The 15,282-nt window shown below is 71.9% G+C and carries 14 protein-coding genes; 10 read left to right on the plus strand and 4 right to left on the minus strand.

What is annotated here, in order from left to right; translation table 11 throughout:
- The first annotated feature begins 218 nt into the window (after nucleotides 1–218).
- From NS354_RS08855 to NS354_RS08875, 5 genes are all read left to right on the plus strand, one after another.
- Nucleotides 219–1,181 carry a TIGR03885 family FMN-dependent LLM class oxidoreductase gene (locus NS354_RS08855; protein WP_058594163.1) on the plus strand — a complete coding sequence of 321 codons (963 nt, stop codon included), beginning with the start codon at nucleotides 219–221 and terminating at the stop codon, nucleotides 1,179–1,181.
- Nucleotides 1,178–3,556, plus strand: coding sequence for a glycoside hydrolase family 65 protein (locus tag NS354_RS08860; protein WP_058594164.1), 2,379 nt, complete (start codon nucleotides 1,178–1,180; stop codon nucleotides 3,554–3,556). Before NS354_RS08855 ends, NS354_RS08860 begins: the two co-directional genes overlap by 4 nt.
- 178 nt (nucleotides 3,557–3,734) lie before the next feature.
- Nucleotides 3,735–4,940, plus strand: coding sequence for a Vms1/Ankzf1 family peptidyl-tRNA hydrolase (locus NS354_RS08865; protein WP_153002163.1), 1,206 nt, complete (start codon nucleotides 3,735–3,737; stop codon nucleotides 4,938–4,940).
- Nucleotides 4,937–6,739, plus strand: a complete 1,803-nt coding sequence (locus NS354_RS08870; protein WP_241490450.1) for a thiamine pyrophosphate-requiring protein — start codon at nucleotides 4,937–4,939, stop codon at nucleotides 6,737–6,739. The genes NS354_RS08865 and NS354_RS08870 overlap by 4 nt, the downstream gene beginning before the upstream one ends.
- Before the next feature lie 114 nt (nucleotides 6,740–6,853).
- On the plus strand, nucleotides 6,854–8,248 hold the full coding sequence (locus tag NS354_RS08875; protein ID WP_058594167.1) for an aldehyde dehydrogenase family protein: 1,395 nt from the start codon (nucleotides 6,854–6,856) through the stop codon (nucleotides 8,246–8,248).
- A 103-nt stretch (nucleotides 8,249–8,351) separates the two neighbouring features.
- Here NS354_RS08875 and NS354_RS08880 read toward each other — a convergent pair whose 3' ends face one another.
- Nucleotides 8,352–8,522 (minus strand): CsbD family protein, encoded by a 171-nt coding sequence (locus tag NS354_RS08880; protein WP_058594168.1) that lies wholly within the window; start codon nucleotides 8,520–8,522, stop codon nucleotides 8,352–8,354.
- Between the two features lie 201 nt (nucleotides 8,523–8,723).
- Between NS354_RS08880 and NS354_RS08885 the strand changes: the two genes are divergently transcribed.
- Nucleotides 8,724–9,983, plus strand: coding sequence for a ferrochelatase (locus tag NS354_RS08885; protein ID WP_241490451.1), 1,260 nt, complete (start codon nucleotides 8,724–8,726; stop codon nucleotides 9,981–9,983).
- Nucleotides 9,984–10,301: 318 nt separating this feature from the next.
- Nucleotides 10,302–10,532, plus strand: a complete 231-nt coding sequence (locus tag NS354_RS08890) for a hypothetical protein (protein WP_153002164.1) — start codon at nucleotides 10,302–10,304, stop codon at nucleotides 10,530–10,532.
- A gap of 96 nt (nucleotides 10,533–10,628) precedes the next feature.
- Here NS354_RS08890 and NS354_RS08895 read toward each other — a convergent pair whose 3' ends face one another.
- The 3 genes from NS354_RS08895 to NS354_RS08905 form a co-directional block, all read right to left on the minus strand.
- The gene (locus NS354_RS08895; protein WP_058594170.1) at nucleotides 10,629–11,123 is read right to left on the minus strand and encodes a MarR family winged helix-turn-helix transcriptional regulator; all 495 of its coding nucleotides are present in this window, start codon (nucleotides 11,121–11,123) and stop codon (nucleotides 10,629–10,631) included.
- Nucleotides 11,124–11,243: 120 nt separating this feature from the next.
- The gene (locus tag NS354_RS08900; RefSeq protein WP_058594177.1) at nucleotides 11,244–11,696 is read right to left on the minus strand and encodes a BLUF domain-containing protein; all 453 of its coding nucleotides are present in this window, start codon (nucleotides 11,694–11,696) and stop codon (nucleotides 11,244–11,246) included.
- A gap of 13 nt (nucleotides 11,697–11,709) precedes the next feature.
- Nucleotides 11,710–11,949, minus strand: coding sequence for a hypothetical protein (locus tag NS354_RS08905; protein WP_058594171.1), 240 nt, complete (start codon nucleotides 11,947–11,949; stop codon nucleotides 11,710–11,712).
- A gap of 246 nt (nucleotides 11,950–12,195) precedes the next feature.
- Between NS354_RS08905 and NS354_RS08910 the strand changes: the two genes are divergently transcribed.
- The 3 genes from NS354_RS08910 to NS354_RS08920 all read left to right on the plus strand — a co-directional run bounded on the left by NS354_RS08910 (nucleotide 12,196) and on the right by NS354_RS08920 (nucleotide 15,184).
- Nucleotides 12,196–13,113, plus strand: a complete 918-nt coding sequence (locus tag NS354_RS08910; RefSeq protein ID WP_345994179.1) for an esterase/lipase family protein — start codon at nucleotides 12,196–12,198, stop codon at nucleotides 13,111–13,113.
- A complete protein-coding gene (locus tag NS354_RS08915) occupies nucleotides 13,019–14,623 on the plus strand; it encodes an SDR family oxidoreductase (protein WP_058594172.1) in 1,605 nt (534 codons plus the stop codon). Before NS354_RS08910 ends, NS354_RS08915 begins: the two co-directional genes overlap by 95 nt.
- Nucleotides 14,624–14,686: 63 nt before the next feature.
- The gene (locus NS354_RS08920) at nucleotides 14,687–15,184 is read left to right on the plus strand and encodes a MarR family winged helix-turn-helix transcriptional regulator (protein WP_058594173.1); all 498 of its coding nucleotides are present in this window, start codon (nucleotides 14,687–14,689) and stop codon (nucleotides 15,182–15,184) included.
- Nucleotides 15,185–15,282: the final 98 nt, after the last annotated feature.

The raw sequence follows: 15,282 nt of genomic DNA on the forward strand, positions 1-15,282 counted from the left end.
CACTTCGGCGTTTTTACGTATGCGATCGAGCGTTTTTAGGTAGTGCGGGCCGGGTTGCTCAGTGGATCGGGCCCCGATGCGCAGGCGGCACCCATACGGAATCGTTCCCGCCGGGCGCAAGCCGATGGTTCGCCGGGGTCGCGATCGGTAGCCTCGTGCGCAGTACGCGCGCGATGCCCGTACGTGCGAGGCGCGCAGCGCAGGAGAGGGGCGGAGCCATGACGGTGATCGGGTACCACGCGTCGCACGAGCAGCATTCCCCGAGCGAGCTGCTCGCGGCGGTGCAGCTCGCCGAGCGGGCCGGCTTCGAGGCGGCGATGTGCTCCGATCACCTCGCGCCGTGGACGCGGCGGCAGGGCGAGTCGGGGTTCGCGTGGAGCTGGCTCGGAGCGGCGCTCGCCACCACCTCGCTGAGCTTCGGCGTGGTGAACGCGCCCGGCCAGCGCTACCACCCGGTCATCGTGGCGCAGGCGATCGCGACGCTCGCCGAGATGTTCCCGAACCGGTTCTGGGCGTCCCTCGGCAGCGGTGAGGCGCTCAACGAGCACGTCACGGGCGACCCCTGGCCCGAGAAACCCGCGCGGCAGCGGCGTTTGCGCGAGTGCGTCGACGTGATCCGCCGGCTGCTCGACGGGGAGCAGGTGCACGAGCCGGAGGGTCTCGTCCGCGTGCACCGGGCGCGCATGTGGAGCCGCCCCGCGGAGCGCGTGCCGCTGCTCGGCGCGGCCGCGAGCGCCGACACCGCGGAGTGGGTCGCGGGGTGGGCCGACGGCTTGATCACCGTCGCGTCCACGCCCGGGGAGACGCGGGCCGTGCTCGAGCGGTACCGCGCGGCGGGCGGCGCGGGCAGCGCCCGCCTGCAGGTGCACCTCAGCTTCGGCGAGTCCGCGGAGCAGGCGGTGCGCGAGGCGGCGGATCAGTGGGCGCACGGCACCGTGCCGGGCGAGCTGATGTGGGAGCTTCCCGAGCCCGAGGACTACGAGGCGGCCGCGCAGGTGTCGGGGGAGGCGCTCGGGCGTGCCGTGGTGATCTCCCATTCCGCGGCCGACCTCGCGGAGCGCATCGCCGAGCTCGCCGACGGTTTCGATCACGTCTACCTGCATCACGTCGGCCCCGACCAGCAGACGTTTCTGCGGCGGTGCGAGGCCGAACTGCTGCCCGAACTCCGGAGGATCCTGTGACCGCACCGAAATTCGACATCGAGCCGTGGGGCCTCAGCACGGGCGGGCTGGATGCGGCGCAGCTCGCGCATGAGGAATCGGTATTCGGGCTCTCGAACGGGCATGTCGGGTGGCGCGGCAATCTCGACGAAGGAGACCCGCGAGGGCTCGCGGGCAGCTACCTGAACGGCGTGTTCGAGGAGCACCCGATGCCGTACGCGGAGGACGGCTACGGTTACCCCGACACGGGCCAGAGCGTCATCAACGTGCCGAACGGGCAGCTCATCAGGCTGCACGTGAGCGGCGAGCCCTTCACGGTGCGCCACGGCTCGGTGGAGGGCCATGTGCGGCGGCTCGACTTCCGCGACGGCACGCTGCAGCGCAGCCTCACCTGGACTGCGCCTTCGGGGGATGCGGTCGAGATCCGCTCCACGCGGCTGGTGTCGTTCGAGCATCGCTCGATCGCGGCCGTGCGCTACTCGGTGCGAGCGGTGGCGTCGCCCGTCGAGGTCGTCGTCGAATCGGAGGTGCGCGCGAACGAGCCGCTGCCGACCGAGCACGGCGATCCGCGGGTGCAGGATCTGCTGGCGCGGCCGCTCGTGGGTCTCGCCGGCGAGGCGGCGGGCGCGTCGGCCGTCGTCGTGCACCGCACCCGGGAGAGCGGGTTGACGGTCGCGACGGCGATGGATCACGTGATCGTGGGGGAGGCCGCGCCCGACGCGCCGTGCGTCTCGGTGAGCACCCGCGCCGAGGGCGACATCGCCCGCACGACGATCCGAGCGGCGCTGCGAGCGGGCGAGGCCCTGGAGTTCGTGAAGTTCGTCGGCCACGAGTGGTCGGAGCGCGCGTCGGTCGCCGCGCTGCAGCAGCAGGCGGCCACGGGCGTGGCGGCCGCGGTGCGCGACGGCTGGGGGCGGATCGCGGCCGCGCAGCGCCGCCACCTCGACGCGTTCTGGAGCTCCGCCGACGTGCACGTCGAGGGGGAGCCGCGCTTGCAGCAGGCGGTGCGCTTCGCACTCTTCCAGCTGCATCAGGCCTCGGCGCGGCTGGAGCGGCGCTCGATCCCGGGCAAGGGGCTCACGGGGTCGGGCTACGAGGGGCACACGTTCTGGGATTTCGAGGCCTTCGTGCTGCCGGTGCTCATCTCGACGTCGCCGCGCGCCGCGGAGCAGGCGCTGCGCTGGCGCTACGCGACGCTCGATCATGCCCGCGATCGGGCGAAGCTGCTGCGTCTCGAGGGCGCCGCGTTCGCCTGGCGCACGATCGACGGCCGCGAGAGCTCGGGGTACTGGCCGGCCAGCACGGCGGCGTTCCACGTCAACGCCGACATTGCGATGGCAGTGGTGCAGTACGTGCGCGCGACGGGCGACACCGATTTCGAGCGGGAGTGCGGCGTCGAGATGCTGATGGAGACGGCGCGCCTGTGGCTCTCGCTCGGGCGCCGCGACGAGCGCGGCGCCTTCCACATCGACGGCGTCACGGGGCCCGACGAGTACTCCGCCGTGATGAACGACAACGTGTACACCAACCTCATGGTGCAGCTGAACCTGCGGGGCGCCGCGGCGTCGGCTCGCGCCCACGCCGATGGCGCCGGTCGCCTCGGCATCGCGGCGGAGGAGATCTCCGCGTGGGAGGCGGCGGCCGACGCGATGCACATCCCGTTCGACTCGGCCCGGGGCGTGCACCCGCAGGCGGCGGGCTACACGGATCTGGCGCGGTGGGACTTCGAGTCGACGCACCCCGAGCAGTACCTGCTGCACGACCACTTCCCCTACTTCGATCTGTATCGCAAGCAGGTCGTGAAGCAGGCGGATCTCGTGCTCGCCCTGTTCTTCGCGCACGAGTCGTTCACGTTCGAGGAGAAGGATCGCGCGTTCGCCTACTACGAGGCGATCACGGTGCGCGACTCGTCACTCTCCGCTGCGGCCCAGGCGGTGGTGGCTGCCGAGGTGGGGCATCTCGATCTCGCGTACGACTATCTCGCGGAGGTGGCGACGCTCGATCTCGACGACCTGCACGGCAACACGGAGGAGGGGCTGCACGTGGCCGCGCTGGGCGGCGTCTGGCTGGCGCTCGTCTGCGGTTTCGGCGGGCTGCGCGACAGCTCCTCGGGGTTCGGGTTCGCGCCGCGGCTCCCCTCGCGGCTGAGCCGCCTGACGTTCGCGGTGCGCGTGCAGGGCTCGGTGGTGGAGCTCGAGATCGCGCCGACCGAGACCACGTACCGGCTGCGCGAGGGCGGGGCGGTGCGCTTCCGGCACTTCGGCGAGGAGGTCGTGCTGGGGCCGGATCGCGCGCTGCGCCTGCCGACCGAGGCGCAGCCGGCGGTGGGCGAGAGGCCCGTGCAGCCGCGGAGCCGGGCGCCGCGCCCGGCCGAGCGGGCGCTGGCGGAGCAGTGAACGGCGAGCGCCCGAGGCCGTGACCGGCGCGCGCCGGAGCCCGCGGGCGGGAGGGTTCGGAGTGTAGGTGCCCGCGTGCGCGCCTTCAAGGCCGTCGCGCGTTCGGCGCGCACGCCCCAGATTGGAGGTGCAGCTTCGCTGCGGGATGATTCCGACGACTGAGGGGAGAGCGCACGCGATGACCACAGGAAGAGATCTCCGGAACGCATTGCAAACGCCCGGGCCGTGGACGACGGCGTACACGGATGGAACGAGCGACGAGCCGCAGTCCGTGGAGGAGGCGCGGGAGGGGCGGTCGCTGCGTCGACTGGCCGACGCGGGCGCTCCGGAGGGCGACGTGGCCGCGATCCGCGAAGCGCTGCGCGAGCGCACCGGCGCCGCCGATCCTTCGACGCGCTACCTGCTGGTGCGCGACGGGCGCATCGTCGTGCACGAGGAGTTCGCGGGGCCGCGGCACGGTCCGGAGGTGTTCGCGCACGGCCCGCTCCCGGTGCTGGTGCCCCTGCTGCGGCACCGGGGCCGCATGCTCCGCTACCTCGTCGTCGAGACGTCCCGCGACGGCGCCGACGTCTGCCTCGAGACCGCGGGGCAGCGGGATGCGGAGTCGTCGGAGAGCGTCGAGGGACGCACCGATGCGCTGCCGAAGGTGCAGGCCGGCGGGTGGTCGCAGCCGCGCTGGCAGCGCCACTCGGAGGAGATCTGGAAGCACACGCAGTCCGAGGTCGCCGAGGTGGTGGATCGCCTCACGCGCGAAGCCGCGCCCGCGTTCATCGCGCTGGCGGGCGACGTGCGGGCGCGTCAGCTGCTCCGCGATCAGCTCGCCCCCGAGAGCGCGAGCCTCCTGGTCGAGGTCGACGCGAACACCCGCGCCGACGGTGCGGGGGATGCCGCGCTGCGGCACGCGATCGAGCAGGCGCTCGACGGCGCGCTCGCGCGCGATCTCGCCGGGGCGATCGACGCTTCGCACGCGGAGGGGGGCCGCCTGCGGGCCGACGGCGCCGAGGCTGTCGTCGCGGCGCTGCAGCAGGCGCAGGTGGCCGAGCTCTTCCTCGACGCGCGCCTCATCGCAGCGCCCGCAGCCGGTGCCGCCGACGACGCCGATGCGCCGGGCACGCTCGTCGCGCTCGACGCGGAGCCGTGGATCGCGGCCGAAGGGGAGACGTTCGACGCGGCGGGCGAGGTCGCCCGCCAGCCGCTCGCCGAGGCTCTCGCGCGCGCCGCGGTGCTCACCGATGCGCGGGTGCGCATCTGCGAGGACGAACCGCAGGCGCCCGACGCGGCGCGGGAGCAGCGCGAGGCGCAGCCTCCGTTCGCGCTGCTGCGCTGGGAGCGCGGCGCTCCGGGACACATGCAGGTGCAGGGAAACGGGAGGTCGTTCGCATGAGCGGAGCAGTGGAGCGGGGCACGGTGGCGGATGCGATCGTCGACCGGTTGGCGAAGTGGGGCGTCGAGCGCCTCTACGGGTATTCGGGCGACGGCAACAATCCGCTGCTCGGGGCGCTCGGCCGGGCCACGGCGGCGCCGCGGTTCATCCAGGCGAGGCACGAGGAGAGCGCGGCGTTCATGGCCGTCGGCGACGCGAAGTACACGGGCGGCGTCGGCGTGGTCACGTCGACGCAGGGCCCCGGCGCGATCCACCTGCTCAACGGGCTCTACGACGCGAAGCTCGACAGCGTTCCGGTCGTCGCCCTGGTCGCGCAGCAGCACCGCAGCGTGCTCGGCTCCGACTATCAGCAGGAGGTGGACTTGCAGACGCTCTTCCACGATGTCGCGGCGCCGTTCGTGCAGCTCGTGAGCTCGCCCGAGCAGATCTATCTGGCGCTCGATCGCGCCTTCCGCTCCGCGCTCGCGCGGAAGCAGCCCACCGTCGTGATCCTGCCGCACGACGTGCAGGACGCCCCGGCCCCGGAGCTCGGTCAGGAGCACGGGCACGTCGTCACGGCCCCGCTCGCCGCGCGGGGCGTGCCGCGGCCGCTCTCCGAGGATCTCGATGCGGCCGTCGACGTGCTCGCGGCGGGCGAGCGCATCGAGATCCTCGCCGGCCGCGGGGTGGCGCATGCGCGCGAGGAGGTGCAGCGTCTCGCGGATCACCTCGGTGCCGCGCTCACCACCAGTCTGCTCGGCAAGCCCTGCGTCGACGAGCGGCTGCCCCTGTCGGCCGGAACGATGGGGCATCTCGGCACCGACGCGTCCGCGTACGCGATGGGGCACTGCGACACGCTGCTGATCGTCGGCTCGAACGATCCGTGGACGGAGTTCTACCCCGCACCCGGCCAGGCCCGAGCGGTGCAGATCGACATCGATCCCGCGGTGATCGCGAACCGCTACCCGGTGGAGGTGGGGCTCGTCGGCGATGCCCGCGACACGCTCGAAGCGCTGCTCGCCCGGCTCGACGCGCGCGGCGCGACGCCGTGGCGCGAGAGCGTCGAGCGGAGCGTGCAGGAGTGGCGCGACACCGCCCGCCTGCGCTCCGAGGTCGCCGCTCCGCCGCTGAACCCGGAGCTCATGGTGCGCGAGTTCGGTGCGAGGCTCGCGCCCGAGGTGCGCCTCGCGAGCGACGTGGGCAGCTGCGTCTACCACTACGCGCGGCAGATCCGGCTGCCCGGTTCGCTGCAGGCCCACCTGTCGAGCACGCTGGCGAGCATGGGGTGCGGGGTGCCGTACGGGATCGCCGCGAAGGAGTCGGATTCGGAGCGCCCGGTGGCGGTGCTCGCCGGCGATGGCGCCATGCAGATGCTCGGCAACGCCGAGCTCATCACGGTGGCGCAGCGCTGGAGCACGTGGGTGAATCCGCAGTTCGTCGTGCTCGTGCTGCAGAATCGCGATCTCGCCGAGGTGAGCTGGGAGCAGCGCGAGATGGGGGCGCAGCCGCGGTTCGTGCCGTCGCAGCGGCTGCCCGAGTTCGGCTACGCCGAGTACGCGAAGCTGCTCGGTCTGCACGGCATCCGCGTCGACGCCGCCGAGCAGCTGCCCGCGGCGCTCGACGAGGCGTTCACCGCCGATCGACCGGTCGTCGTCGAGGCGATCGTGTCGCAGCACGTGCCGCTGCTGCCGCCGTTCCCCGGGGCGCGGCAGCAGCTGAGCTCCATGCGCGAGGGCCTGCACGCCGAGGGTGAGCGCGGCGAGGAGGCGCTGCGCCTGCTCGAGGCGTACGAGCGGATCGCGGCGCGCTCGGGGGAGTGACGCGCGGCCGCGCCGCCGCCCCTCTTGCATCGAACGATGCCCGGGCGCAACCCTCCTGCGCCCGGGTCGGGCGGACCGATAGACAGTCAGCGACGGACGACGGAAGGGGCCTGCGTGCACCAGAGCAATACGAGCGCGACCAGCGAGAGCGAACTGCACATCACGAACCCGAGTGACGGCACGAGTGTCGGAAGCGCGGCGATCACGAGTGAGCGCGAGATCCGCGCTTGCGTGCAGCGCGCCCGTGAGGCGTGGCCCGCGTGGCGGGCCACGCCGCCGGCGCAGCGCGGCCAGGCGCTGCGAGCGGCGGCGCGCGCCCTCGCCGAGCACGAGGCCGAGGTCGCCGATCTGCACCACCGCGAGACGGGACGCGACCTGGAGGGAGCCCTCGGGGGCGTGCGTGCTGCCGTCGACACGCTGCTCCAGTACTCCGAGCTCGCTCCGGTGCACCGCGGGCGCAGCCTGCTGGGCCCCGGAACTGCTCTCGACGTCATGCGCCCCGAGCCGCGGGGCGTCGCCGCGATCGTCACGCCGTGGAACGATCCCGTCGCGGTGAGCGCCGGTCTCATCGGTGCTGCGCTGGCGATGGGCAACACCGTCGTGCACAAGCCGAGCGAGCGGTGCCCGCACCTGGGCGCCCTGCTGGGAGCGGTGCTCGGCGAGCACCTGCCGGCCGGCGTGCTCGCCACGGTGACCGGGGGCGCTCGCGAGGGCGAGATGCTCGTCGGCTCGATGGAGATCGACCTCGTCGCTCACGTGGGCTCTACGCACGCGGGCGAGCGGATCGCGCGCAGCGTCGCGCTCACGGGGGCGCATCTGGTGCGGGAGAACGGCGGCAACGATGCGCTGATCGTCGACGCGGGGGTGCCCGTGCCGTGGGCCGCGGAGCAGGCGGCGATCGGCGCCTTCACGAACGGCGGGCAGATCTGCACGTCTGTGGAGCGGATCTTCGTGCACCGGGATGTGGCCGAGGCGTTCGTCGAGGCGCTCGCCGCAGAGGCGGAGCGCTGGAACGCGGAGGGGCGCGTCGTGCCCCTCGTCGACGAGCGGATGCGGGAGTCCGTGCACGACCAGGTGCGGGCCGCGGCGGATCGGGGGGCGCGGGCACTGGTGGGCGGCGTGGTGCCGGAGGGGCCCGGGAGCGCGTACCCGGCGACAGTGCTCGTGGACGTCACGCCCGAGATGACGGTGATGCGGGAGGAGACGTTCGGGCCGGTCGCTCCCGTGATGGTCGTCGCCGACTTCGCGGAGGGGTTGGAGCGGGCGTCCGCCGACGAGTACGGGTTGTCAGCGTCGGTGCTGACCCCCCGGCTCGATCACGCGCACGAGGCGATCGACCGCTTGGCGGTGGGCACCGTCAAGATCAACCACGTGTTCGGCGGCGCACCGGGCGGGGCGGCGCAGCCGCGCGGCCGCAGCGGCGCGGGGTTCGGGTACGGGCCGGAGCTGCTCGACGAGATGTCGACGGTGAAGGTGGCGCACCTCGAGGCGATTCCCGGCGCGGAGTGATCGCGCACCCGGCGCAGGAGACGGCCGAGCCCCGAGCGGTGCATCCGGTTCCCATCGGGGTCGGGTGCGCCGCGCGGGGCTCGGCCGTAGGCTGCCGCCGAGATTACTTGAGCGCGTCCTTGCCCTTCTCGGCGGCCTGCTTGAGGTCTGCCTTCGCCTGATCAGCGCGGCCCTCGGCCTCGAGCTTCTCGTTGCCCGTCGCCTTGCCGACCGTCTCCTTGGCCTTGCCGGCGAACTCCTCGGCTGCGTTCTTGATCTTGTCGTCGAGTCCCACGATGTTCCCCTTTCGTCGGTTGGATCGAGCGCGAGCTCGGGGGCGATGCCGTCATCACGTTCCAACACTTACTTTGTAACACACTATCTGTGTAATTCACAGTGAGATCGGCGTGGGGCGGCGCGCGGCTGGGACTGCTGCCAGAATCGTCCATAGATCAGATCTATGCTGAAGGGAGCAGGTTTGACGGGAGGAATCCACATGAACAGCACGGACGCGCCTCGGGGCGGAAGCCCCTCGACGGACGCCGGGTACCGGCCCACGGGGCGTCGGGAGACGAAGCCGGCCGCAGCCACCTCGGTGCACTTCGCGCCCGGCGCGCGAGTGGCCAACGCGACTTCCGCGACGCAGGACGGACCCGAGCACACGTCGGAGCCCTTCGCTTACGACGCGATTCTGCTCTCGGGCTTCGGCGGGCCCGAGGGGCAGGACGACGTGCTGCCCTTCCTCCGCAACGTGACCCGCGGCCGCGGCATCCCCGATGAGCGCCTGGAGGAGGTGGCGCACCACTACCGCCACTTCGGCGGCGTCAGCCCCATCAACGATCACAATCGCGAGCTGCTCGCCGCGCTCCGCACCGCCCTGCAGGCGGCCGGCGTCGATCTGCCGGTCTACTGGGGCAATCGCAACTGGGCGCCCTACCTCGACGAGGCGCTCGAGCAGGCCGCCGCTGACGGCGTGCGCACGATGCTCGCCATCCCGACCAGCGCGTACTCGTCGTACTCCTCGTGCCGCCAGTATCGGGAGGACTGGGCGGATGCACTCGAGAGCGCCGGGCTGCAGCAGACCCTGAGCATCGACAAGGTGCGGCAGTTCTTCTCGCACCCGGGGTTCCTGCAGCCGTTCGTCGAGGGAGTGCGCACCGGCGTCGCCCAGGCGCTCGAGGCGGGCCACGGCCCCGACCAGATCGAGATCATGTTCGCGACGCACAGCATTCCGACGGCGGACGCCGCACTCTCGGGCGCCGGGCTCTTCGCCGACACCGAGGGCGGCGGGTACGCCGCTCAGCACCTGGCCGCCGCCGCCGAGATCATCGAGCAGGCCGCGCCCGAGATCTCCTGGCAGCTGGTGTACCAGTCGCGCTCGGGCCCGCCCTCGCAGCCGTGGCTCGAGCCCGACATCAACGACGCGATCGGGGAGCTCGAGGGGCGCTCAGCAGTGGTGATCGTGCCGCTCGGCTTCGTGAGCGACCATATGGAGGTCATGTGGGATCTCGATGAGGAGGCGACGGAGACGGCGACGGAGCGCGGCCTCTGGGTCACGCGAGTGCCGACTCCCGGGGTGCACCCCGCCTTCGTGGGGGCGCTGGTCGATCTCGTGCAGGAGCGCATCGAGGGGCGCCCGGTGGGCGAGCGTGCCAACGCCACCGCGATCGGGCCCTGGTTCGACGTGTGCCGACCGGGGTGCTGCGAGAATCCGCGCCTCGGGTTCAAGCCGGCGATCGCGGGCCTGCAACCCTGAATCGCCGGGCGCAGCGGTGGGCCGGAGGGCCGATGCAGGAGCGCCGTCGTGCTCGCGGAGTCGAGTGCGGCGGCGCTCCGGCGTCTAGGGGTGATGGGTGCGGCAGGCAGAACACTGGACGCGGTTTAAGAAAGAATTAAAGTCAATTTCTGACCTTTATCGGCGCGTCGCGTGACGCGCTTCTGATCACGTGTCACGCTACCCGAGGAGTCGGTGACGGCGACTTCGGTCCGTGGACCCGGAAACCGGGGCGCGGCGACCGATCAATGGCGCACCGGCAGACCTTCACCGGGCCGTGCGCACGAGGGGAGACCAGCGTTGCAGTACCCGATGAGCCCGAGCGAGCTCGCCGAGGAGCTCGGCCACAATCCCGGCGTCCACCCGGGGCATCGAGTCCGCAAATTCCTCCGCCTGCGCTACCCCGACCATCCGCGTCACCAGCCCTGGCTGCTCGACGAGGAGATGGCCGATGCGGTGCGCGCGCACTTCGAGGTCCGCAATCACTTCGATCGCCGCGCCGGCCGCCGCCCGCGCCTGCTGGATCGCTGACGCGTCGACCTGCTGGATCGCTGACGCGCGGGATCGCCGACGGGCGAAAGCGCTGGATCGCTGACGCGCTCACCGCGCGGGCCGCGCCGGCGCGACTTACGCGACGTCGTTGAGCGCCGCCGTCAGCCTGGCGAGCACGCGGCTCGTCGTCTCGGCGTCTGCTCGAGAGATGCTGTTCGCCGCCGAGATCAGCGCCGCATGATGCTCCTCGAACGCGGCGTCGACTTCGTTGATCGCGACGCCCGTCGGCTTCAGGAAGCGGGCGCGTCGATCGGTCGGGTGCGGATCGCGCGTCACCAGCGACTTCTTCACCAGGCGATCGATCACGTTGGTGACGTTCGCACTCGAGGTGTTCAGCATGGTGATGAGATCTTTGGGGCTGATCGGCTGCCCGCTGCGATCGGCCTGCACGATGTAGCGCAGCGCGCGCAGATCCTGGCTGTGCAGCCCCGATTGGTCGAGTGAGCGGGCCTCCTGACGCTGCTGCGCCCCCCTGAGCTGCTGCATCGCGGTGATGAGCGACCGAGCGGAATCGGTGATGGGGGTCGCGGAGTACAGGTGCTCCTCTTCGCTGCTGACGATGTTCTTCACTAAACTTCCTTACCGCGCCGAATATTGGCCCCCCGACCAGTTTAGGTCAGATTTTAATACAGTTCGCGACAAATACAGGACGCGCACGGATTGGTTCGCCTGCTGCACCGTTCGCGGCGCTCAGCTCTCCGAGCGCACCTTGAACCAGAACGTGAGTTCGCGCGCGGCTCGCGCCGTCGTCGCATCGTCGGCTCCCTGCTCCAGATCCGTGAACGTGTCGCGGAACCCCTCCGGCACCGGCCCGTCGGTCGGGCGCATGCGCCGGTATCCCATGGTCCAGCTCGAGAACTGACGCTGCGCAACGGGCTCATCGATGAGCACGCGCACGTCGGTGTGACGAGGATCGGCCGAGATGTCGATCATGAGCTCGGCGAGCTGCTGCTCGGGGCCCTCGAGGAACTGCACGAAGCTGCCGGAGCGGTACGACAGCATGCCGGTGATGCCCAGCGCCGCGTTCCTCGCGCGAGCCTGCTGCAGCAGCGCATCGAGCTCGGCGTCGGTGAACGGGCGTGCCGCGGCGCTCGTGTACACCACCGAGCGCACCGCCTCGGCGCCCGTCTCGGGGGATGTCATCAAGCCCGCCATGTCACGCCGCCCCATCCTGCTCGAACACTGCGGTCGCGGCGTCGTGCAGCGCCGCCATCGCGCCGTCGAGCTCCGCGAACTGCCCGATGGGGCGCGAGAACTGGTTGCAGACCACATACACGCCCGACGGCTCGACGTCGATGAACCCGAGGAATTCGCCATCGCGGCTCCCCACGAAGAAGTCGTCCTCGATCCGCGCCCAGGTGACCGCACCCGGCAGACCGCTCGTATTGACGCTCATTGCTTGCCTTTCACAGATGCCATCGACACGAGGTCGCACAGAACGCGATGGGCGGCGAGGAGACGACGGAACGCGTCTGCCGCCATCATAACGGCGGCGTCCCCCCGCGCACAGGGGCGAGAAGCGGCGGCGTGCTCCGCGGTCGGGTCGCGATCGTGCTCCGGCACCCGGCTTGTGACGCGTGCGCGAGCGCGATACCGTCGCTCACGAGTACGATCGCACCCGGCCGCGCAGCGCTTCCGGGTCATGGAGCGGCACCGCGCCGCCGAGAGTTCGGGGGACACGACGAACGCGAGAGCGGCAACTCCGGAGAGCGCCGACGCGGCGCAGCTCCATGGCGGGCTCCGGCGGGGCGGGCTGCTGCGGCGCCTCGGGTGGTGGATCGCGGACTACGCCTACGCGCTCCGCTGGCAGGCCCGTGCGCTCTGGGACCGCTCCGGTCCGCGCGACTTCCTGAGCGGGTCGGGGTGCCCCGTCGTCGTGATCCCCGGCGTCTACGAGCCGTGGCGGTTCATGCTTCCGCTGATCCGGCGCCTCCACCGCGACGGGCACCCGGTGCACGTGCTCGATCCGTTGCGCAGCAACCGCGTTCCGGTCGTGGAGGGCGCTCGGATCGTGGACGAGTACCTCGCCGCCGCCGGGCTCGCCGACGTCGTGCTGCTCGCGCACAGCAAGGGCGGGCTCATCGGCAAGCACGTGATGGCGTTCGGGCGGCAGGCCGAGCGGGTGCGCGGCATGGTGGCCGTCGCCGCGCCCTTCGGGGGCTCCCGGTACGCGCGCTACCTGCTGGGGCGCACGCTGCGGGCCTTCTCGCCCGTCGACCCGACGATCGTGCTCCTCGCCGAGGCGCCCGACGCGAACAGCCGCATCGTCTCCGTCTACGCGCGGTTCGACCCGCACATCCCCGAGGGCAGCGCACTCGCCGGAGCGTGCAACGTGCCGATCGACACCGGCGGGCACTTCCGCATTCTCGACAATGTCAAGACCGTCGCGGCCGTGCGCGAAGCAGCGGATCATGGGTGGGGAGCGCCGGGGTGCAGTGCCCCGGGCGGAACCTGCGGGGGTGCGGATGAACAGCAGTGCAGATCGGACCGAGGAGAACCACGAGGGGCTCAGCGCGCCGACGGGGCAGGAGGAGGCGCTCCGCGCGATCCCGCACGATGACGGGACGATGCCGCGCGTGCTCGTACTGGGCGCCACCGGCTACCTCGGCGGCCGGCTCATGCCGCGACTGCTCAACGCCGGGTACCGGGTGCGCACGCTCTCGCGCTCCGAGGAGCGCATCCGCGCGTACCCGTGGTCGGATGAGACCGAGATCGAGGTGGGCGATGCGAGCGACCGCGAGGCGATGACCCGCGCGGTGCGCGACGTCGACATCATCGTGTACCTCGTGCACTCGATGTCGAGCGGGGCGGAGTTCGCCGAGAAGGATCGCGAGATCGCCGAGAACGTCGCCGCCCGTGCGCGCGAGGCCGGGGTGACGCGCATCGTCTACCTCGGCGGCCTGCACCCCGAGGGCGTGCGCCTCTCGCCGCATCTCGCCTCGCGCGCCGAGGTGGGGGAGATCCTGCTCGCATCGGGGGTGCCGACGCTCGAGCTGCAGGCCGGCGTCGTGATCGGATCGGGGTCGGCGTCGTTCGAGATGGTGCGGCATCTCACCGAGGTGCTGCCCTACATGCCGGCCCCGAAGTGGGTGCGCAACTTCATCCAGCCGATCGCGGTGCGCGACGTGCTGCACTACCTGCTCGCCGCCGCCCGGGTCGAGGGGGACGTGAACCGTGCGCTCGACATCGGCGGCCCCGATGTGCTGCGGTACGGGCAGATGATGAACGGGTACGCCGTCGAGGCGGGGCTGCCGCAGCGCGGCATCGCCTCCCTGCCGGTGCTGACGCCCCGGCTCGCCTCGCACTGGGTGGGTCTCGTGACTCCGGTGCCGACCTCGATCGCGCGCCCGCTCGTCGAGTCGCTGCAGCACCGGTGCGTCATGCAGAACCACGACGTCGACGCGCTCCTGCCGAAGCCCGAGCACGGGTTGACCTCGTACCGGGAGGCGGTGCGGCTCGCGCTCGGGCGCATCGAGCTGGACCGGGTCGAGACGAGCTGGGTCGACGCCCGCGTCACCGCCCCCAGCGAGCCGCTGCCGAGCGACCCGGAGTGGGCGGGCCGCACCGTCTTCACCGATCAGCGGGAGCGCGAGACGACGGCGTCGCCGGAGGCGGTGTGGTCGGTCGTCACCCAGATCGGCGGCGAGACCGGGTGGTACTCCTCGCCGCGGCTCTGGGCGCTGCGGGGCTGGTACGACCGCATCACGGGCGGCGTGGGGCTGCAGCGGGGGCGCCGCTCGCGGACGCGGCTCGTCGTGGGCGACGCGGTCGACGTGTGGCGGGTGGAGACCATCGAGCCGGGCCGGTTGCTCCGCTTCCGCGCAGAGATGCGGGTGCCCGGGCTCGCCTGGCTGGAACTGTCGGTCGAGCCGACGGCGCGGGGGTCGGTGTATCGACAGCGCGCGGTGTTCTTCCCGCGCGGGCTCGCGGGGCGGCTGTACTGGCTCGCGATGCTGCCGTTCCACGGGTTCATCTTCAGCGGGATGGTGGCTCGGATCGTGGGGCTCGCCGAGGGAGAGCGCCCGGGCGGGGCGGCGCGCGCCGAGGCGGGGGTGTCTGCAGGCGAGTAGATTGCACACGAGTTGTGTAAAATACCGTGTATTGCAGTGGCAGTGCGCCGAAGGGGGGAGACCATGCCGCAGAGCATCATCGCCAACGAGGCCGAGCACCTGTACGCCGCAGGGCCGGCCACCGAGGCGGGGCAGCGCCTCTCCGCCGCCCTCCTCCGCATGCGCCGAGCCGAGCAGCGGCAGGAGGCGCGATCCCTCGGCCGATCCGGGCTCTCGGGTCTCGACCTCCGGGCGCTGCGCTACCTCGTGCAGGCCGCCCGCGACGGCCGAGACCTCGGCCCGAAGGATCTCGTCGGCATGCTCGGCACGTCGAGCGCGAACGTGACGAACGTCGTCGATCGGCTCGTGAAGCGGCAGCTGGTCGCACGCGTCGAGCACCCCACCGATCGGCGCGCGCATCACCTCCGACCGACCCAGGCGGCGTTCAGCGACGTCGATGCGATCTTCATGCGGCACCACGCCGCACTGGTCTCCGAGATCGACGTCATCGATGACGAGGAGGCCGCAGCGGCCGCTCGCGTGCTGGAGCGGCTCACCCGCGCCCTCGACGCGCTCGACTGACCGCCGCCGCCCCCGCCGATCCGCCGCCGCCGGCGACGTACCCGTCTCTGTCTCTTACACCCACCCGACGCTGCCGACGATCTCCTATGTTTATCTAC

Source organism: Leucobacter chromiiresistens (assembly GCF_001477055.1).
Lineage (GTDB): Bacteria > Actinomycetota > Actinomycetes > Actinomycetales > Microbacteriaceae > Leucobacter > Leucobacter chromiiresistens_A.